The sequence below is a fragment of the Natrinema sp. 1APR25-10V2 genome (assembly GCF_031626495.1).
GTDB lineage: Archaea > Halobacteriota > Halobacteria > Halobacteriales > Natrialbaceae > Natrinema.
In genome coordinates, this window is the sequence record NZ_JAMQOJ010000001.1 from 384132 (window position 1) to 403014 (window position 18883).

Annotated in this window: 17 protein-coding genes and 1 tRNA gene; 9 read left to right on the top strand and 9 right to left on the bottom strand. The window is 56.2% G+C overall.

Features of this window, described 5'->3' with window-relative positions:
* Positions 1 to 38: 38 nt before the first annotated feature.
* The 3 genes from NDO75_RS02065 (at position 39) to NDO75_RS02075 (ending at position 1422) form a co-directional block, all read left to right on the top strand.
* Positions 39 to 596: a metal-dependent hydrolase gene (locus NDO75_RS02065; RefSeq protein WP_310905159.1), complete on the top strand. Its 558-nt coding sequence runs from the start codon at positions 39 to 41 to the stop codon at positions 594 to 596.
* 58 nt (positions 597 to 654) lie between these two features.
* Positions 655 to 1257: a tRNA (pseudouridine(54)-N(1))-methyltransferase TrmY gene (trmY, locus tag NDO75_RS02070; protein ID WP_310904444.1), complete on the top strand. Its 603-nt coding sequence runs from the start codon at positions 655 to 657 to the stop codon at positions 1255 to 1257.
* A gap of 92 nt (positions 1258 to 1349) precedes the next feature.
* A tRNA-Pro gene (locus NDO75_RS02075) sits at positions 1350 to 1422 on the top strand.
* 293 nt (positions 1423 to 1715) lie between these two features.
* Here NDO75_RS02075 and NDO75_RS02080 read toward each other — a convergent pair.
* Together NDO75_RS02080 and NDO75_RS02085 are read right to left on the bottom strand one after the other, a co-directional pair.
* Positions 1716 to 2057 carry a hypothetical protein gene (locus NDO75_RS02080; protein WP_310904445.1) on the bottom strand — a complete coding sequence of 114 codons (342 nt, stop codon included), beginning with the start codon at positions 2055 to 2057 and terminating at the stop codon, positions 1716 to 1718.
* On the bottom strand, positions 2054 to 4483 hold the full coding sequence (locus tag NDO75_RS02085) for a phage/plasmid primase, P4 family (RefSeq protein ID WP_310904446.1): 2430 nt from the start codon (positions 4481 to 4483) through the stop codon (positions 2054 to 2056). The genes NDO75_RS02080 and NDO75_RS02085 overlap by 4 nt, the downstream gene beginning before the upstream one ends.
* Before the next feature lie 142 nt (positions 4484 to 4625).
* On the opposite strand from NDO75_RS02085, the gene NDO75_RS02090 reads away from it, so the two are divergent.
* Positions 4626 to 4997, top strand: a complete 372-nt coding sequence (locus NDO75_RS02090; protein ID WP_310904447.1) for a hypothetical protein — start codon at positions 4626 to 4628, stop codon at positions 4995 to 4997.
* Between the two features lie 100 nt (positions 4998 to 5097).
* Positions 5098 to 5406, top strand: a complete 309-nt coding sequence (locus NDO75_RS02095) for a winged helix-turn-helix domain-containing protein (RefSeq protein ID WP_310904448.1) — start codon at positions 5098 to 5100, stop codon at positions 5404 to 5406.
* Between the two features lie 800 nt (positions 5407 to 6206).
* Here NDO75_RS02095 and NDO75_RS02100 read toward each other — a convergent pair.
* Positions 6207 to 6869, bottom strand: coding sequence for a hypothetical protein (locus NDO75_RS02100; protein WP_310904449.1), 663 nt, complete (start codon positions 6867 to 6869; stop codon positions 6207 to 6209).
* A gap of 740 nt (positions 6870 to 7609) precedes the next feature.
* Between NDO75_RS02100 and NDO75_RS02105 the strand changes: the two genes are divergently transcribed.
* On the top strand, positions 7610 to 7954 hold the full coding sequence (locus NDO75_RS02105) for a hypothetical protein (protein WP_310904450.1): 345 nt from the start codon (positions 7610 to 7612) through the stop codon (positions 7952 to 7954).
* Positions 7955 to 8170: 216 nt separating this feature from the next.
* The gene (locus tag NDO75_RS02110) at positions 8171 to 8830 is read left to right on the top strand and encodes a hypothetical protein (protein ID WP_310904451.1); all 660 of its coding nucleotides are present in this window, start codon (positions 8171 to 8173) and stop codon (positions 8828 to 8830) included.
* A 17-nt stretch (positions 8831 to 8847) separates the two neighbouring features.
* Here the strand turns inward: NDO75_RS02110 and NDO75_RS02115 are convergent, their stop codons facing one another.
* The 6 genes from NDO75_RS02115 to NDO75_RS02140 are packed head-to-tail and all read right to left on the bottom strand — an operon-like array spanning position 8848 to position 18081.
* Entirely contained in the window at positions 8848 to 9393 is a 546-nt protein-coding gene (locus tag NDO75_RS02115) for a TATA-box-binding protein (RefSeq protein ID WP_310904452.1), read from the bottom strand.
* Positions 9393 to 12356, bottom strand: coding sequence for a helicase-related protein (locus NDO75_RS02120; RefSeq protein ID WP_310904453.1), 2964 nt, complete (start codon positions 12354 to 12356; stop codon positions 9393 to 9395). The genes NDO75_RS02115 and NDO75_RS02120 overlap by 1 nt, the downstream gene beginning before the upstream one ends.
* Positions 12353 to 16534, bottom strand: a complete 4182-nt coding sequence (locus NDO75_RS02125) for a TaqI-like C-terminal specificity domain-containing protein (protein WP_310904454.1) — start codon at positions 16532 to 16534, stop codon at positions 12353 to 12355. Before NDO75_RS02125 ends, NDO75_RS02120 begins: the two co-directional genes overlap by 4 nt.
* 3 nt (positions 16535 to 16537) lie before the next feature.
* On the bottom strand, positions 16538 to 16729 hold the full coding sequence (locus NDO75_RS02130; RefSeq protein ID WP_310904455.1) for a hypothetical protein: 192 nt from the start codon (positions 16727 to 16729) through the stop codon (positions 16538 to 16540).
* A gap of 48 nt (positions 16730 to 16777) precedes the next feature.
* Positions 16778 to 17506: an HNH endonuclease gene (locus NDO75_RS02135; RefSeq protein WP_310904456.1), complete on the bottom strand. Its 729-nt coding sequence runs from the start codon at positions 17504 to 17506 to the stop codon at positions 16778 to 16780.
* Between the two features lie 47 nt (positions 17507 to 17553).
* On the bottom strand, positions 17554 to 18081 hold the full coding sequence (locus NDO75_RS02140; RefSeq protein ID WP_310904457.1) for a hypothetical protein: 528 nt from the start codon (positions 18079 to 18081) through the stop codon (positions 17554 to 17556).
* Positions 18082 to 18234: 153 nt separating this feature from the next.
* On the opposite strand from NDO75_RS02140, the gene NDO75_RS02145 reads away from it, so the two are divergent.
* Together NDO75_RS02145 and NDO75_RS02150 are read left to right on the top strand one after the other, a co-directional pair.
* Positions 18235 to 18444: a hypothetical protein gene (locus tag NDO75_RS02145; RefSeq protein WP_310904458.1), complete on the top strand. Its 210-nt coding sequence runs from the start codon at positions 18235 to 18237 to the stop codon at positions 18442 to 18444.
* Positions 18441 to 18734 (top strand): hypothetical protein, encoded by a 294-nt coding sequence (locus NDO75_RS02150; protein ID WP_310904459.1) that lies wholly within the window; start codon positions 18441 to 18443, stop codon positions 18732 to 18734. The genes NDO75_RS02145 and NDO75_RS02150 overlap by 4 nt, the downstream gene beginning before the upstream one ends.
* Positions 18735 to 18883 lie beyond the last annotated feature (149 nt).

Sequence of the window (18883 nt, forward strand, 5' to 3'; positions counted from 1 at the left end):
CGAAGGGCCTATACTCGTCTCCGCTGTACGCCCGCAGGATGTGGCCCTGGGGACACCTCGCCGTCGCCTATCTGCTGTATTCCGTCGTCGCTCGCCGGCGTTTCGATCGCCCGCCGCGTGCGCTGCCGGCGATTGCGCTCGCGATCGGCTCGCAGTTTCCCGATCTGATCGACAAACCGCTCGCGTGGAACTTCGGGGTGTTGCCCGGCGGCCGAACCCTCACCCACTCGCTGTTCACCGCCGCGATCCTCGTTCCCGCCGTCTACGTCCTCGCAGACCGCCTCGAGTGCCGCACGATCGGCGTCGCTTTCCTCGTCGGCTACGGCTCGCACCTGCTGGCCGACGTCCCGCCGTCGGTCCTCTCGGGCGAGTTCGTCGGCGCGGCCTACCTCCTCTGGCCGGTTCTCGAGCAGCCGCCCGAAGCCCCCGTCGCGGGGATCCTCGACGCGTTCCTCCACTACTACGAACTGGGCCTCTACGAGTGGACCCAGTTCGCCCTCTTCGCCGTCGCCGTCGTCGTCTGGTACGCCGACGGGATGCCGGGGCTCGGACTCGTGCGTACCTCGCTCGAGCGCCGTCTCGGCGTGCAGTCCTGATCCAGCCGGCCCGCCGGCGAATCGTGGCGGCTATCCCGCCGGCCGCCCTCTGCCCGATATGCGCCAGTTCGTCCTCATCGGTCACGACGTGCCGACGACGCCCGACTTCTCGCTCGACGACCTCGCCGGCGGAGCCGGCCGTCTCGATGCCCTCTGCCGGTCGATCACCGCCGCGTTCGTCACCTCCCACGGCATCCGCGAGGACGTTCGCGTCCACCTGATCGCTCGAGACGAGTACACCATCACCTTCGACGGGAGCGAACTCCGGCGTCTCAACCCCGACGAGCGGAGTACGGCCGCGCTGGTTCGCACCGCGCTCGAGCACCGCGAGGACGCCATCGGCGCGCTCCCCGCGGAACCGAGTCCGGGCGTGGAACTGTATCGCCGCGGATTCGCGGGGACGCTCGAGGCGATCGCCGACGACGGTCCGATCGTCCAGTTGCACGAGGACGGCGAGGCAGCGATCGACGTGGATGCTGACGCGCTCACGGACGGTGTGTTCGTCCTCTCGGATCATCGGGACTTCACGGACGAGGAGGCGGCTGTACTCGAGGACCACGCCGATCGGCGACTCCGGCTCGGCCCCGCGTTGCTGCACGCCGATCAGGCGATTACGATCGCACACCACTATCTGGACACGGACGGCTACGAGCGGTTTTGAGTGGGCGGCTCGAGCGGAGTTGGGCCGCCGTCGGGTGGTGCGACAGCCCCTTTCGCAAGCGTTAAACGAACGGACGCGTTTTCTCAGAATGCGGGCCGGTGGGGTAGCTTGGTATCCTTCGGCCTTCGGGTGGCCGTAACCGCAGTTCGAATCTGCGCCGGCCCACTATAGCTCGCACCCTTTCTGGAGTCGAGGAGAATCGCCCTATAGCTTGGGGTTCAGGGGGTGCGATGCCGCTATCTGGCGCGAGAGTCCAACTGCGCTGCATACGGGCGTCCAAGCCCTACGGCGATTAGGTGTAGAGCTACCAGGGCAAAAGTGATGCCTCCACCAGTTGCGGTGGCGGCGCGACGGCGGCCCGCTATCGCGGGCAGTCCGGGTCGCTACACTCCCGGCGCGGGATGCCGCCGCGCGTCGACGACTGGGTCATCCGCGCACCACACCGCGGGCAGTACCGACTAGTCATCGTCACCTCGCGCTTCCTTCGCTTCCTCGAGGTATCGCTCGAGGTCTTGCTGACCGACGATCTCTCCGCGCTCGTCCTCATCGGCGTCTCCGTACCGCTCGAGCGCACGCCACGCGCGGCGCGTCGTCTGCCACCCGTCCTCGCGCTGCTCGATGAGACCGCGGTTGCGCAGGTCGCACAGGATCGACCGGCTGAGACCGGTGTCCGACCACTTCCATACCGGGCCGGGCGCCGGCAAATGGTCGTCGAGAACCTGGTGGTGCGACCGCATCCAGCACGCGTTCGCATGGGTTAGCTGCTGACCACCGCGACCGGCCGTGGTGGTGGCGATCATCGGCCCATCTCCTGCGGTCGCTTCGCCGCACGGTACTTCCCTCTGTCCGGCTCGTACACCGCCCCTTTCTGCTTCAGCGTCTCAATGTCCGCCTCGACCGTCTCGGCGTCGTCGGTTGCTTCCTCCACCACCGCGTCATGCGGCGCGCCGGACTCTTCGTCAGCGATGTCGTCGATCGTCCTAACGAGTTCCGGCAGTCGCTCGGCCTGCGGCGTGCCGTTCTCTTCGTTGTCGCCGTCGCTTCCGACCAATTCGATGTCTGCGCCTTGGTCGTCGATCCGGTCAGCAGCATCGAGTTCATCGAGCGCGTCCTCAAGATGGGTTCCCGTCAGGCTGCTTCCCTCAAGCACCGTTCTCCTCAGGTAGCTACGCGATGCCGCCGATCTCTTGCTGTCCTCGAGGATCTCAAGGACCGCCTCCTTCGCTCGCTCGACATCGTCGATGCTCTCGTCCTCGCTGGTGTCGCTATCACCACCAGCACCACTGTCCAGGTCATCGTCCTCGTCGTCACCGTCCGTGTCGAGACTGCTTTGCTCGCCGTCGGTGTCGATCTTCCCGACCTCCGTACCAGGGGTGATGACGACTATGATACCATCGTCGTCCTCGACGTCGACGTTGCGCAGGATGTACGTCTCTCCGGCTTCTAGGCCGACCGCGCAGAACCGCGTTTCGAACTTGACGCCACTTCCTTCGTCGTCGATCCGACCCTCAACCTCGACCTTCCCCCACGGCGGGCCATTCGCCACGCCCATGATGGGGGCGGCGATGTCGACATCTTTCATTCCGGCTTCGAGCGCGTCGAGTTCTACTAGACCGCCGTCTTCCTCTTCGTCGCTGCTGATGGAGTCGCCTTCTTCCTCTTCGTCATCGCTACCACCCGCGTCGAGACCGTAGCGCTCGGCGACCGTGTTCGGAAGGTACCGCTCGGCACCCTCGACCCATCGCACTCCCTTCCAGCACGGGAGCGTCCGGTCCTCGTCATGATGGCGCTTCGAGCGACCGGTCTCAACTGACAGATAATCCTTCGTCATGTCGCTCGCAAAGTCTCTCTTGCCACGCCGCTTCGACGTCGACATCTCTTCGGCGATTGCGAGATACGCCTTGTGTGCGTGCTTCTTGATGATGACGTCCTCACTGGTGGCGTCCTCGGTCGTGATGAGAGCGGCCACCCGTGCTTCCGGGTCGCTCAGGTTCTCATACTCTTCGAGGCGCTCTTCTTTGCTTTCGGGGATCGACGTTTCGCCACCGTCGAGAAGCCGCTGCGCCCCGTCAACCGCGAGCTTCAGCAGGCGTTCAAGCTCTTCGTCCGTCGTGAGCTTGCTCTTCAGGTCCCGGTCTTTGTTCGGGAGGTCCGGGTCTTCGTCGCTGTGCTGGTTTCTGAAGGGCACGTGGTACAGGCGTTCGGCGACCGCTTCGCCCTTCTGACCCAGCGTCGGCGGGTCGTTGCTCGAGAAGATGAGGGTCGCGCGGTTCCTGAAGTCCTGCGGGTCGATACCCTTCTTTTCGGCCGGCACGACGTCGTCACCGGTGAGCTTCTTGAACAAGCTCAGGTCGTTGATGCGGTTGCCCGACAGATCGCTGCCGATGTTCGCCATCGAACCAACAAGGTCAGCAAGCGCGAACCGGTTGCTCGTCAGCTTCTCAAGCGGCTGGTGCGACGTGTTCCCCGACAAGAGCTCGGCGATGACGTCTTCAAACACGCCCTTCCCGGTGTCCGGCGGCCCGTGCATCACCAGCGACAGCTTCGGCTGATACCGCGGCAGAAGCGTGTGCCCGACGACTTCCTCGAGAAACAGCCGATCTTCTTCACGCTGCGTGCTCTCATCGAGGAATTCGTCGATACGGCCAGGCTCAGCATCCGGGGTCCAATCGGTGTCGATACCGGTGATGAAATTGTACTCAGGGTCGTGGTCTTCGAGGTCACCGGTCTCGAGGTTGAGCACGCCATTCCCGACGTTCAGCAACGGCTCATCGTGGTACCCGGCGTCGACCGCGGCGCTCGCAGTCGCCTCTATCGTCTGTATGCGCTTCTTGATGTGGTTCTTTTCAGCCGGCGCCCAATGCTCGTCAAGCTTGTTCTCGAGGATTTCGCCGAGTTCGTCACCCTCATCGTCCTCGTTGTCGGGGTCTTCGGGTTCGTACACGCCCGTCTCGGAGTTGTACCACCAGAGTTCTTCGAATTGCGGGAGGTACATCCAGTCGTTGTGTGCGAGCACCAGGTACGCAGCGATCTGCCGCGCCTTACCACGCCGACCGTCCTTGTACAGGTCTCGCACGTCACCCCACGACCAAACTCGGCCGACGACGTCGATGCGCTCGTCGGTCGACATGTCCTCCCATCGCGCGGGTAGCTCGTTCTCATCCGGGTCAGCATCGGCGATGCTGGCGGCGTCGACCTCGCTCGCCGAGTCGACGAGCACCGTCACCTCGTCTGCTTCCGCGTCGTACTCGACGACGTCACTGTACACGGCGCGCACGATCCACTCGCCGAGCGTCAGCGCGGCGTCGTCCGGCAGGCGCTCGCGCACACTCTCAAGCGATGCCGTCTTCTCTCCGTCACCGTCGAACGTGACCGCGCGCGTGACTGCCGTCCAAATCGCCTTGCTCGCGTCGATCTCGTCGTCGCTCGCGCTGCGGAACAGTTTATCGAGCTTGGCTTCTTCCCGCTCTTCTACCGGGTTCCACTCGGCGCCCCCCTCTTCGTCGCTGCTGGTGGCGCCTTCTTCCTCTTCGTCGCTGTCGCCACCATCGCCTTCGTCGCCAAAGACGATCGCCTTACCGGCGTCGAACAAGTCTTCGATGTCTTCTTTTTCGCCAGCGGTATCGCTGGCGGTCGATGCGTTCTCGTCAGTCCCGGTGTCTTTATTTTCCGGGATGTCCGTTTCTGACATGGTGATCGGTCGCTCGGTCACCAAACCCGTTTCGCGCGGGCGGTGGTGACGCCCGCGCGATTTTACCTCGATGGAACCGGGTTCGGCTTACCTGGAAGTAGCCATCATCGACACTTATACCCTTGGGGTGCGTAAGGTGATACGATCCTATGAACGAAAAGATCGAAATCGACCATTATGCGGCTGATTTCCGCATATTACAGCACCTCCTTAAGGGGCGTAACCTACCAAGCAACCTCGCCGACGATCTCGACCTGTCTCCCGAGTATGTGCGCACCAGATTGCGCAAGCTGAGACGTGCGGGGATGGTTGAACACGTCGGCGAACCTGACCGTGGCCTATACCAAATCACCGATCGTGGCGAGGTGGCACTTGACTTCCAAGACAAGTGGGACACTGCGGCCGACCGCGACGAATACCGGCAGATCGTCGCTGAGGCGGACCCCAGTCGTTCATAAGACCATAGCGCTAACTCACCGATGACGCGGTGGTGACGCGTCACGGTCGGTCGCTCGGTCACCGGATATTCACGCGCGGCCGTTTTGGCCGCGTTCACTCTCCTCTCGGTCGTTTATGGTGTGCTTCCGTGTCATCTCACTCCGGTGTATCCACGAGTGCGGAAAAAGGGTTAGCCCTACGCTCCCCAAGGTTCCGCAGATGCCGCAGTCGTAGGTCTCGAGGAGTGTCGCACTAAGGAACACCACCTTAGAAGGTCGAGAAAGCGTTCACAGCTTCCACCAGTCGACCGACCGCGGCAAGAGGTATCGATGTGGGTTGAGGAGGGGTTGAGGGGTCCGTGAGCCCCTACCCCTCAATCCAAATCACGGGCGAGCGGTTCTAAACCGAGCGAACCGATAGGGGGTTAAGGTGCTTAAGGGGTGAATCGCCGCTACCCTCCTATTACTATATTCTACCCCCTCTCTTCCTCTGTCAAGTGTGGTTTCTCTATTTTCTTGCCTACTATTCACCAAACACCCCTTAAGCCCCTTAAGCCCCCATCCAAACGCGAGAGTTAGAGTCTAAATCGTCAGAAATGGGTTGAGGGGTAGGGTCTTAACCGCCCCTCAACCCCCCTTTAACCCCTGACCGGGCACACTCGATACTCTGTGAGTTATCCTCGATCTTGCGGGTTGATGTCTCTCAGGGTTGTATTTCCCTCTCACCACTAGTAGGCCGGCGGCCGTAACCGCAACTGGTGGAAGTGCCACCAGCGGCTACACGGTAGGAAAACAATCGAGAATCGTCGAAAAGAGTAGTGTCACCACCAGGGTTCTTCGATCGCTTCGATGACGTGCTCAGGGTCGTCCCATAGGCTACAGGTGGGCACAAACACGGCAAGGCCGCGTTGTCCCTCGCGTTCGCGGCCGAAGCACGCACGCCCGGTCTCGGTCAGGGTGCCATGCCAGACTGCGACGTCGGGCATCGACGAGCGGTCAGCGGCGTGTTTGAGTATCGCGATTAGCGGGGAGTTCGCCCAGGAGAGCGCTGCGGTGATTTCCAGGCCGTCGGAGTGCCACCACTTGTTGATTTCGTTGGCGGCTGCTTCGGCACTGCAAGCGGGATTCGCGAGCGTGTTCAGGTTGTCCTCTGAGACTTTTTGATCGGACCAGGGTTGTTCTCGAGCGTCGCCATCGCCGACGTCGCCGCCGTGGAGGGCGGCGTGCTCGGCGTCAAAGATTCCGAAGACACCGTCGGAGACAAACACGGCGATGCCGGGCATATTCCGCCGTCTGCGGCCGAAGCTGACTCGTCCGCAGCTGCCAATCGTGGTGGCGCGGGCTTTGGAGTATGGGGCAGCGGCGATCGTCGCGGCGGCGGTTGCGAGGGTCGCTTCGTTGATGTCGTCGGGGTTGTCGATTTGGGTTAGTTCGTGGGTGATGCGGTCGATGTCAAGCCTGAGCGTTGAGTTGGTTTGGCTCATCTCGATTAGAGGTTGGTGGTGGGTTTGTAAAGTCGACCGTGTGGCATTTCGTGTGGAACACAGCTTTGCGGGCGTGGTATTTGCCGTGGAACAGAATTTTGAACAGGCCCGCCCCCACTCGAACAATTTGGCATGTGGCACAATCCTCTCACAGATCCTAATGGCGTTATAGGCTGATTTCTATCGTCTCAGGCCGCTTGACACGAGATATGCCACACTGAGGCGGCTATCTCGGTCCGCAATATAGTGGGGGTTCACGGTACAACAGCCTATTAAAGGCATTAGTGGATCGCTCGGCCGCTCGGGCGGCCGGGCCGGCGCGCCGGCCAGCGCCCAGCAGTGGGTCGCTGTGTCTATTGTGATCAATAGTGACTCCATCAGATACTCGGCCACCGCACACCGGCTAAGGAAGTGCTATATTCGACGGTCCCATCAGGGCCATAGGTACGGAAGACTCGATATGTGTACCTCTAGTATCTGAGCGGTAGTTCATCGACTCCATACCGTGAATTGTAGTCGAAACAGCAAGATGCAACTATTTATCCTAGTTCAGTCCGCATCCAACCATACACCGCACAGGTACGATGTGCCTCTGACAAATGGCCCGCGCCCTAACGCGGGCCCAGGTGCGGTGTTGGAGCTAACCTAACCGCAAATGTACTTACGAGTCAACAGGCAAAAAGACCTTGCTCAGGTCGAATCGTCTCGTCCACCAGTTAATCCGGCTACGGAGGACAGCAATGAATAAGATCGGGAGTGAGAAACACGAGCTCCCACTTGCAACGCTGCTCAGTAACCACCGAAGAATCAACGTATCTCGGTACCTCCTCGAGGAGAATCCCGAGTTTCCAGTAGATGTAGGTCAGCTTGCTGAGGGGGTTGCAGCGATCGAGTACGACAAGTCAGCTGAGAGAGTTAGTGGAGACGAGAAGCACCGAGTCTATGTAGCTCTCATTCAGAGCCATCTCGACCCTCTAGACCAAGAAAACGTCGTGCAATTCGACAGTGAACGCAAAACCGTCCGACCAGGGGCAAACCTACGACAGTTCTATGCTTTCGCGATGCTTCTTTTGGCTCTGAATTAGACCTGCCAACGCGAGAAGAACGATCCTCTTCCTTACCAAGTCGCCTCCAGAACAGCTAATACAGCCAAATCACAACTCGTCGGCTATTTTAAGATGTTTCCTTATCTCGTTCTCTAATATTTGGGTATACGGCGTTCTATCTCCTGATCTGATTTTGGATAGCCAGAGAACTAAGGCAGCACATAGCCAACTATCTACCGCTATTATACGCAGTTGATGGCTCCCGACTCGAGTAACCAACAGCACGTACCTGAACTCGCAGAAGTCGATGAATTCTACGAGGGGTTGGATGCTCTCGATACTGTTCTCTTCGAGTTGCCCCGTGATGTTCCAACTTTAGCAGATGATTCCAGTATAGAGCCCGCTTCAGATGTTCGGGAGACCGAAACGCAAGTCGGACAGATGTGGTTCGAGGTTTCAGAGCTCGTCAAAGACTGTTTCTCGGGTCTCTCCGCAGCCGACCACGAACTGGATCCAGAGACCAATAAACCGCTGTACCTGAGAGCAGCATACCCCGACCCATCAGATCCTATCGTAACCACTCGGATCACCTACAACCCTTCCGGACATCTTTTTGTTGAATCGCAATACTACATCGGTCACATGTCGTGGCCGTACTATATGGGGTCCAATGAGGGACTCTCTACACCAACCCTCTATGCGGCAGCAATCGCGGCGGGACTTAACTACTCCTCTGTGGCAGTCGCAACGGGACAAACTCAACTAGGCTATCATCACGGTCTCGTAATCAATTCGGCAGTCGGAGATGCCCACGCACGGCTCGAGGATCTTCGAGATGACCCTGATGGTTCTGATGGGGAGCTGCTCGACTCGTTTTTAGACCTCGTCAAGGACCGCCCGGAATGGACGATCTGATTTAGTGTCGTCTCACTTTATTCGAGAAGATCGTCGACTTGGGATTCCAGGTTGGAAAACGCTTCTTCAGCGATTTGAACCTCTGGATCCCCTGTAACTACGACTTTTCCGTTTGCAAAGAGTAGTAGCACAGTAGGAAACTCGGTAGGTCGGTAAACTAAACCAGGAAACTGTTCTGGCTCATATTCGACCGCCTCGAGACCCAGACCGATTGCGAGCGCGTTGAGGTTCACACTGTGTCCCAGATCGGCCGTACAGACGACGTTCTGTACGGTGAATCCTGGATCAAGGTCAGAATCGATGATACCGAACTCGATCAAGTGCTCGAGGAACTTTTCGTTCGTATCCGCCAGTTCTTCGAACGTCGAACATCCGCTGATGATGTATTTCCCGCTGCGATAGACAGTGATCAATGGCCCGCCCTCCACCAGACGGACGTAGAGGCCATGATAGTTCTCTGGGTCGTATTCAGTATACGGCACATCCAAATCAGCACCCAGTTGCTCAACGTCTAACTCAACGTTTAGACTTCCCGACCCGACAATATTGGCGATACTGACCATTACTCAGCCTCTTCTTCTGGAATGACGAACGCGGCCGACACTAAGTCTGGCTCTTCTGGCGTGACGTGTTTCTCTTCTTCGAGACGAGCCAGTTCTTCGTCCCGCTCACGCCGGAGCGATTCGAGCTTCCGTTTTGCATTTCCGATTGGAGCAGACATGTCCTTTCCCTCTTCGTCTCGTTGCTGATACGTCTCAAGGCGCTCTTCCCACTCACTGATTTGCTCCTTGAAGTACCGCTCTGCGTGCTGGCGCTTGATCTCGATCTCGCGTTCGCGCTCCTCTCGTGCTTCATCGGCGAACGACTCGACCTGCGTCCAAGCTTCCATCTGTGCCTCCTGGTGGAGTTCTTCAGCCATCGATGCCAAACGGTCGAGAGTTTGGTTAGAGGACGTCTCCTTGGGAGGGAGTGTATCGATTATCTCGGGAGCACTGGTGGAGACCTCGCCGTCTGTGGTAACGTACAGTGGAACGAGTTTCTCGGTAACGACATCGCCAGCCCCCGAGACGTAGCCTAGTCGGTAGGTAAAGAGTATTCCCGGTGCTGGCTGACTTCCACCAGTGACTTTGACGGCGAGCTGGCCTTGGATGCGGTCAGAGCTGAGACAGAACTCGATAAGCGACTGGACTAACGGGTGATCGAGCGCAATGAAGTCGACGTCATCCTGGTCCATCGCGACCTCTTTGGTAAAGGTCGCACGTTCGTACTGTCCGGAAACTTGGTCACCCGAGAGTACGTCCGGAACGTCCAATTGGTAGACGTCTCCACTAGAACGCGAGGGGCCGGGGCGAATGCCCTTGACTATACCGCCAAACTCATCGAAGAACTCGCGAACAAGAACTTCGATGTCGTCTTCGCTCACTTCGCCGTGCTGACTACGCTCAATTACGTCGAGAACCTCTTCGTCCTCGTTGGAGAGGTCAAACCGGTCTCGAATGAGGAACTCGTTCTCAACGGTCTGTAAGGCGTCTTTGCGTTCCTCGATGGTCGATTCGATGTCTGCCACCACCTCGTCTGTTGGCCGACCTTCAGCGATAGCAGACATGATCGTCTCGTCGAGGTCGACATCCTCCAGAACACGACCCATCACGTCCGACCGCATTCCGAGGTCAGACTCGATCTGGTTGGTTTTCTCGACGAGGAGGTTGAGAATCTCGCTCTCGCGAGTATCCTTGAAGAACAGGTTGCGAATCTCGACGGTGTGTTCCTGTCCGTAGCGATGGAGTCGGCCCATGCGCTGGTCGATACGAATCGGGTTCCACGGCAGGTCGTAGTTCACCATGATATGGGCGAACTGGAGGTTGAGCCCCTCCTGTGCCGCGTCGGTCGCGAGCATCAGGTTTGCTTCCTCTTCGAACTTCTCCATCTCCCGCCGTCGGCGCTCCTGGTCGAGGTCACCGTACACCTGCGCGATGTCGTGTTCAGGGAACACCTGATCCCGCAGGTACTCGAGGGTGTCTGTGTACTCAGTAAAGATGAGGATTTTCTCATCGGGGTCTTCCCGCAGAATGCGGTCGACAAACTGGCGCAGCAGTTGCGCCTTCGAGTCGGTCTCGATGTTCTTGGCTTGCTGCCAGAGCTGTTTAACGCGGTCCAGTTCCTCCTGCATCTGCGACCGATTCAGGGTGATTGTGACCGTCTCAAGGGCCTCTTCGACACGTGACCGTTCGGCCTCGGTTAGCGTCTCGGGTTCCGTACTGTAGCGCGGGATAAGCTCCTGTACGTCGTCGGGAAGTTCTTCGGCGATGCCGTCGTTCTGGATCGCCCGCATGCGGTTTTCCAGCGATTTTCTGATGGCATGGACGCTAGAGACCAGCCGCTTCTGGTAGATGACCATCGTAAAGCCGGCAGCCTGGTTCTCCTCTTGCTGTGCGAGGTTGTAGTATTCGCGGATGTACTCAGTGACGTCCTCGTAGAGCTTTCGCTCAGCCTGGGACATGTCGACACCCAATGCCTCGATGTTCTTCTCGGGGAACATGCGCGTCCCATCGGTGTCGTACATGTCGTCTTTCAACCGCCGTATCATCAAGTCGTCCAGCGCGTCGGGGTTAATTTGCGACTCATGGCTGAAGCGGTACGGGTCGAGCAGGCTGACGAGGAAATAGAACTGGTCGGACTTGCCCTTGTGTGGCGTTCCTGTGAGGAGCAACAGGGAGTCAGAGTTCTCAGCGACCGCCTCGCCCACCAGGTAGCGTTGCGTCCGCTCGATAGAGTCGTCACTCGAGCGGCGAGCTGTCAGGTGATGTGCTTCGTCGAAAACGGCAACGTCCCACTCCTCGTCGAGGTTATCGAGAGCGTCCAGAACAGAAACCCTGTCTGAATCTGGATCGTCGGTCGTCTGTTTCGCGAAGTCGATCGAGGTTATGATGAGGTCCTCTTGTTTCCAAACGTTCTGATTCGGGTGGGATTGCCGATGAGTTTCGACCGTCTCCCGGTCGTAGATGACGAAGTTCCGGTCGAATTTCTCGCGCATCTCTTCTTGCCACTGTACCGTCAGTGGCGCCGGTGCCACGATAAGTACGCGCTCAGCACGTTCGCGAGCGATGAGCTCCTCAATGACGATACCGGCTTCTATAGTTTTACCGAGGCCGACTTCATCGCCAATGAGGTAGCGATGATCGTACGAGTTCAATATTTCGTAGGCGGCTTGGACTTGATAGGGTTCAATCTCGATGCGGTTGTTCGTTAGCGAGAGGAACCGATCGTACCGGTAAGCAAGGTCAAGACGAGTTGCCCGTGAGTGTAAATCGTGGTGGAGGGGGTTATCGACCTGCTTTGCTCTGAGCCGGTCGAGGAGAGAGTCTATTTTTTCAATATGAGGCAGACCGCTTGGGAGCTTACGTAGTTGTCCCTCTGTAGTGTAGACGTGCAGTAGTTGGCTTCCGTTCGGGCGGTCTTCTATTTTCGTGATTTCACCCTGTCCGCCGGCGAACTTAACGCGGTCGCCGACTTTGAAATCAGTCATTCCTCAATCAGATTGGATAGCGCATTTTCTACAAGCTCCCTCTCTGCACTGGATAAACCATAGAGCTCAAACACGAGGTCATCAATTTCATTTTCAGCTTCTTGTATTCGTGAATCAATTTCATCTACCCGTTCCTTCACGTCTGCAAAGCGTTCCAACCCATTCCTACAACTTTCAATCTCTGGTAAGGTTAGAGATGTGAACCGGTCTATAAGAGAATTAGTCGACGTGGCAGTTTCTCGGAAGCCTGCAAACCCGCCCGCCTCATCAACTGCTAGTGGGATGAACTCTTTGAGGAGAACCATCTCGATGTCTGACAAATTAGTGAACTTCATGGCAGGCATCAAGTCGGTTTCAGTATAACCCCATTGATCAGTCTCAAAGTTCTCAGGTTCTGTCGGTTTATACCTAGCAGAGGAGTAGAGGACCAAGTTGTCTCCATCCTCTTTCAGTTCGATACTGCCAACACGTAGACTGTCTCTTTCATCCTCTGTGTCAGTAAGAATTGAATCAGAAACGTCTTCAGGTGGGAAATAAATGTCTCCGAGGGTTTCACCATCTTCATACCCGCTAAGATAGTCAAGTAAATTGAGATTGAGATTCCTTCGTTCATCATTCAAATCTAGCAATTCCTGTGAAAGTTTCTCAATTCGCCCAGCGAGTTCTCCTTCGCTATTCCCGTCTGATCCATAGACACGCTCGGACGGGTCTACTTCCTTGATTGGCAGATTACCGACGTATTGGGCTTTTGGTCGAAGATAACCGCCTCTCGCCTTGGCACACTCAACAGCAAGAATCCATTCTAGCAGGGCTGAATTTAGCAACCCAAGATAGTATCTATCCGATGATTGGAGGATGAATCCAGTAGTAGTCACCACACTCCCACTTGTATCAATCGTATAATGTGCACGTCGTGAGATGTCTGGGTAGACGATTTTCTCCTTGGATGGGTCAACATTTTTATTCACTTGCTGGAGCTCGTACCACTCCATTTCCCCCTTAGGATATTTGTCCTCGATGATTGCTCGACTCACCAAGTCCTCCTTGTGCTGCTCTAGGTACTGTTTGGTCACTTCGTAATCTTCCAAATTCGCAACTTCAACCCCATTATCTGTCCGCTCATAGGGGTACATTATATAACTCTCTGGTTTGGGTGATCTGAACCTCTTGATCTCCTTCCCAAAGATGATCGGCCGGAAGAGTTCAGTGTCTTCTGTTTCACCGAAGAGGTCAGTCAGCTTCTCTTCGTCAATTATGAGTACCTCATTGAGTCCGGACTTCACCCCCACAAGGGGATCTCCAATTGCTTCGACTACTGGCCTACCAATATCTGAGATTCGGTTCTTCAATTCACGCTCTTCTTTCCCCAAGAATGTCCACTCATCTTTAGAGAGGTCTGACTGATCTACATCCTTTTTAACTTCTTCAACCCTTTCAGGAAGTGAAGAGAAGCCCAAATCATCAATTTTGGCATATTTGAAATCGTCAGTTGGGGAGCTAGTGGAAAGGACCATAATAGCAGGGTATGCGCTCACGTCTGGCCCGAAGACAGGAAGGTCTTGGAAGTCAATGAATTCCTCAATTTGATACCCTCCCACAAGATTTCTTAGCCCCTTCCCAGACTTAACCTTCGTAAATTTGTGGGAAAGAATGTATGAGAGGCGACGATTCTCTCCAGCCAACTCGATTGCCTGCTCTACAAAGTAGGCGTAGATGTCTGCACGGCCGTGATAGACATCAAACTCTTTCTGGAGGTAATCTTTGAGTTGAGTGATTAACTCTTGGCGAACATATGGAGGGTTACCTATTACTGCATCAAAACCAGGGACATTAGCACTCTGTCCATCTTCTTGATAATATACTTCAGGGAACTCTAACTTCCAATGGAAGTAATTATCATCGTCGGCCCATTTTTGTGCATCTTGGAACCACTGCATCTGTTCAATTTCTTCCCACTCGTCGTCGTCTTCCAACGCTGCGGCCATCCGTTCATATGCATCCGATGGAAGATTATCTAGTCCGAAGTCTTCGGCAGTATGGACATTCGCCATCGCTTCAAGCCGTTGTCGAAGCTTGTTCCGCTCAAACTCGTCGTACTTGGACTCCATCTCCTTGACGTCCGCAAGTTCCTGATTCTCGATGGCGATGAAGTCCTCGTAGATCCGCATCAACTGCTCAATTGTCCCTTTCCGGGCTACACCGAAGTCTGCAAGCGAAGCGTTCTGACCGTCGCCACCGCTATCTGATTCTAGTTCCTCGATTTCCTCGATGTCGCTCCCGACAAGCGAGTTACCGGTCTTCAGGTGGTGATCAAGGAATGCGAGCGGCTGTTCAGCGGCGAGCGTTCGCAGCCACAGAGATACCTTAGCTAGTTCGACAGCAAGCGGGTTCAGGTCAACTCCATAGATACAGCGCTGGGCGACCTGTCGACGTGCCCAGTTGATGTCATGTTCCTCATCGACGGTTTCAATGCCTTGCTGCGCAGCCTGTTTCTCCTGAGCGTCGATAATCTCGCGGGCCAAATAGTCGATAGCACTCGTGAGGAAGTGTCCGCTTCCCATTGCTGGGTCAAGGATCTTCAGGTCGAACACGCGCTCGGCAAACTCCGCAGCGAAGCCACGGTCACCCCGGGCGTTCTGACCGGCTAGTTCTTCCCGGATGTCGTCCACCAGCGGTTCAAGTGTGTTCTCGACGATATACTCGACGACGTACTCGGGCGTATAGTACGACCCAGTAGCCTTCCGTTCACCGCTGCCTGTCGTCAGGTACACTTCGCCCTCCTGCACGACGACATCATCACCCTCGTTGGCGCTCACGTACTCGCCATCGTCGAGAGCTAACGGCTCCTCGGCAATGTTGAGCTGATACTCCAGCAGTCCCTCGTAGATGCTTCCCAAGTGACGTACGTCAAGCGACGAATAGTCGACGAATATTTTCCCACCACCATTGGCGTTCTCGCTACGAGTGAGAAGGTCGATGACTTTTGCAAGATAGGCGTCGCCAACGTCGTGATTGGCGAGGAACTTCGCCTCGCGGCTGTCGTCCTCGTCAGGATCGGTACGGAACAGCCCACCGTTGTACGCCGGGATGTAGAGATCCTCTTCGGGAATTCCGCGCGACTTGCTCCCCTTGTCGATGAGCGTGAAGAGCTCGTCCAGACGAGACTGGAGGTTATCCTGCCAGTCGCGATACTTCGGGTCTGCACTATCGAGTTCCTCGGCAATCTCCTGCTTGAGCGAGTTCAAGCTGTACGACTGCTCGTAAATCTCGTTATTCGTATTGAGCAGGTCGCGGCCCTCACTCTCAGCATAGAGGACGAAGATGAGCCGATAGAGATAGATGAGCGAGCTGTCGTGGATCAGGTCAAGGTCGTCTTCGTCGAGATCGTTGTCCGGGTACTGAAGGAACCCTTCTGAGAGGATCTTGATTGCCTCGTAGATGTTGTCCTGAAGGTCCTCCCCCAATTCCTGAGCGAAAACGTTAGACTCGTCGTAGACGTCGTCGAGGAAACTATCTCCACCAGTGTCCTCGAGGAAGGCTTCGTGGCGGAAGAAGAGGTAGAAATACTTGAAGTCCTCGAGGTCGCCCTTTTCCAGCACGGTCGGAAGGTCAATCTCGTAGTAAGAGTCTAGCCGGTGGCTCGTCGGAGCGTAGTAGAGCCGCCACTTCTTCCCGTCTGTGAGCACTGCCCACCGTGCGGGCGTCTCCTGGAGGTAAACGTGGATCTGGTAGCTGGGGTTCTCGAAGTCGCGCTCGTGTTCACCACTCCCACGAGTGTCGAGGGGGCGCCCCCAGCGCTTAGCGTCGGCGACGGCGACAGAGTCCTTGTAGAAGTCACCACCCTCTTCGCGACGTTCGAACGCCTTGCGGGCGGCGTCTTCTGTCTCGAAGAAACCGTAGTCCGGACGTCGCTGCGTACGACTGGTACTTTCCTCAACCTCGAACGGAATGCCCAGCTTCCGGAACATTGGCCGGATGAACTTCTCCTCGAGCTGGGACTCGTTCCGCTTCGGAGCCGTACTCTTCTCTCGCTCCCAGAGGTCTTTGATGTCCTCGTAGGCCTCTTGGAGTTCCTCATCACTGACCTGGTCCCACTCTTCGGTCTCGGGGAGGTGTTCGTCGAGATAGTGGTTGGAGAACAGGTCTCGGTTCGTACGGTAGGTGAGTGCTGTCTGCATGTATTAAGCCGGTGTAACGATGATGAATTCGTCTGCGTCCTTGCTGTCGATGAGCGCGTGTGCGATTTCCTTTGCGTCGACGACATCGACTTCGACCGCGTCTCCGATGTCGACGCCGAGTTTGTCGAGTTCAGACCCGGAAACGTTGATCCGTCCGGACTGTCCGGTGTTTCGCCCGATTTTCTTCCGGGTCATTCGTTATGCGCTCGAAGTGTTACTGGGAATATATAGTCTTTACTTAGTCTAGTAGAAGTCGAGTGTAGTTTGGTACTCTGCATCGACCCATTTCCAAAACCCCTCACGATCGTCGTAAATGACCTCACCACTCTGGACGTCATGACCGTGTGATGCCTCGTGACAATCGCTGCAAAGAGTAGCTAAGTTAGTTCGATCAGCGGACCCGTCTTGGTTAGCAGGGATGATGTGATGAACGACAAGATTGCCGTCGACCCCACATCTGGCGCACTCGCCATCTTCTTCTACGATCTTATCGCGCTTTGCGGGCGAGAGCTTTGATTCCTCGTACGTACTCCACCAGTCTTTTTTGCGGGCGGTCTCTGTCTCATCATCATACTCGAATTTTGCGGCGTGACTATGACTGCATCCCACGATTTCTGCAACTCGACTCGTGCGAATGTCGCCCTCGAATGCTTCCAGTATACCCAAAACCAGTGTCTTGTATTCAAGATCGAATTCTTGGACCCAGGCTTGGAATTCACGCTGTAATTTCTGGTGTCTTGCTTGAGTGTGATCGATCGCTCGCGACAGCTGGTCGTATTCTTCACCTTGGATGTCGTCCCAGTATGCTAATCGCCCAGTTTCTTCTTGAACGCGCTCTTCGACTTGCGATTCATATTCTTGGCGAGCACTCTTTGCGTCTGTTATCGATGCTTGCGCTTCAGAAAGACGATCTCTCCACTCTTCGACGCCTCTCCTAAACTGTTCCCTCCCACCAGTTCGGCTATCACTCATTATCTGCTTCACCTACTGAGGTGCCTTCGCAAACGAACACCGCGAGTCTACGCCTGCTCGATTGAGACGTCCCATCCCTCGTGTTCCTCATCATCCATGTATTCGAAGTGGTTTTGGGCCTGTTCGTAAGTATCCATACCTCTGAACTGGAAGAAGGGAGCATCGCATGCAGGGCACGTCGGTTCATCAGCGAAGTTGCTGGGGTTGCCGCTGGTGGTCTGCTGTCCTTCAGCTGCCCGCATTGCACGGCCCACATAGTTCGTATCACCTGGAACGAATTGGTTATCGATCTGGGTCATCAGGGCCAGAGTCCAATCTCGGGCGTCAGCTTCTGAGGTAATCTGATCTACTGGGTCAAAGAAATCTTCCACGCCGCCAAACCCGTCAGCAGCCCATTGAAGGGAAATACTGTAAAATAAGTCTGTATCTGCTTCGGGATTCATCTCATCTGCATCCATCCCGAGTACCGAAACTTCGACATCGAGATACTGGTGGCGGTATGTCCACGTTGGTGACGGGTTTTCTGATACTCGATACTCCTCCCAATCCCGTGGCAGGTCTTCAATCAGACTCATATAGTGCTCATCTCAGCCACCCAACTTCTATACTATCATTCTCTATGCCACCCTTTACCAACCCCCTTACCCTTTTACCGGTGTTGTGTCTAGACCTGGGCGCCTTGGGTGTTCATCCACCAGTGAACGCCCGCCACAGTTCGCAAAATAACCATGCCAACGAAAATTCGCACGAATCCCTGTGACCACGAAATTAGCATTGAAACAGACAACGTTAGCACGCCATTCTCGTTGGAATTCAACGAAAACGAGCGTGCCGTTGCCGTCCAGAAACGGACTGACATCAAGAAAAAATTCGGTATCGACCTTGACACAGCCTTTGAATTTGAAGTAGACGAAGAAGATGAGGGTGGTTCGGAATGACGGCGCAGAGTACGCGTTGGTTCGAGTACGACGAGCCGACCGGGAACGGGCGTGTCAAGGCAGTCATTCGGACGACATACCAGACCGGACCAAACGAGCGTTCGCGTGATGATGACGTTCAGCACGGCACCGTCGGATACGACGCACTCGAGGTGATAGACGAGAACGAAGAGGTGCAGCACCACACTCACGACGACGGTGCGGTAATGCTCTCTGGGCTCTCCGTGGACGCTGAGGAAGAACTGCTGGAGACTTTCGAGCCCATCGATATGGTGGAACAGATCCGATAGTGAGTTGATAAGGGCTTTCAGCGGCTATGGCGCTAGTTTTGTCTCTATTTAGTTATTGACAGTGCCAGGATCGTTGACCACGCTCGAAGTCTGTTAATCAAATACACTGTCGTTGTTAGCCTGTGTAGGATTTGTCTCCGGGATGCCGC

Bases quoted from the DNA above. Each gene is read 5' to 3' on its own strand.
- NDO75_RS02065 (WP_310905159.1), top strand. From the start codon at position 39: ATGTGGCCCTGGGGACACCTCGCCGTCGCCTATCTGCTGTATTCCGTC.
- NDO75_RS02115 (WP_310904452.1), bottom strand. From the start codon at position 9,393: ATGGTCAGTATCGCCAATATTGTCGGGTCGGGAAGTCTAAACGTTGAG.
- NDO75_RS02125 (WP_310904454.1), bottom strand. From the start codon at position 16,534: ATGCAGACAGCACTCACCTACCGTACGAACCGAGACCTGTTCTCCAAC.
- NDO75_RS02135 (WP_310904456.1), bottom strand. From the start codon at position 17,506: ATGAGTGATAGCCGAACTGGTGGGAGGGAACAGTTTAGGAGAGGCGTC.
- NDO75_RS02150 (WP_310904459.1), top strand. From the start codon at position 18,441: ATGACGGCGCAGAGTACGCGTTGGTTCGAGTACGACGAGCCGACCGGG.
- NDO75_RS02110 (WP_310904451.1), top strand. From the start codon at position 8,171: ATGGCTCCCGACTCGAGTAACCAACAGCACGTACCTGAACTCGCAGAA.
- trmY (WP_310904444.1), top strand. From the start codon at position 655: ATGCGCCAGTTCGTCCTCATCGGTCACGACGTGCCGACGACGCCCGAC.
- NDO75_RS02140 (WP_310904457.1), bottom strand. From the start codon at position 18,081: ATGAGTCTGATTGAAGACCTGCCACGGGATTGGGAGGAGTATCGAGTA.
- NDO75_RS02100 (WP_310904449.1), bottom strand. From the start codon at position 6,869: ATGAGCCAAACCAACTCAACGCTCAGGCTTGACATCGACCGCATCACC.
- NDO75_RS02095 (WP_310904448.1), top strand. From the start codon at position 5,098: ATGAACGAAAAGATCGAAATCGACCATTATGCGGCTGATTTCCGCATA.
- NDO75_RS02105 (WP_310904450.1), top strand. From the start codon at position 7,610: ATGAATAAGATCGGGAGTGAGAAACACGAGCTCCCACTTGCAACGCTG.
- NDO75_RS02130 (WP_310904455.1), bottom strand. From the start codon at position 16,729: ATGACCCGGAAGAAAATCGGGCGAAACACCGGACAGTCCGGACGGATC.
- NDO75_RS02120 (WP_310904453.1), bottom strand. From the start codon at position 12,356: ATGACTGATTTCAAAGTCGGCGACCGCGTTAAGTTCGCCGGCGGACAG.
- NDO75_RS02145 (WP_310904458.1), top strand. From the start codon at position 18,235: ATGCCAACGAAAATTCGCACGAATCCCTGTGACCACGAAATTAGCATT.
- NDO75_RS02080 (WP_310904445.1), bottom strand. From the start codon at position 2,057: ATGATCGCCACCACCACGGCCGGTCGCGGTGGTCAGCAGCTAACCCAT.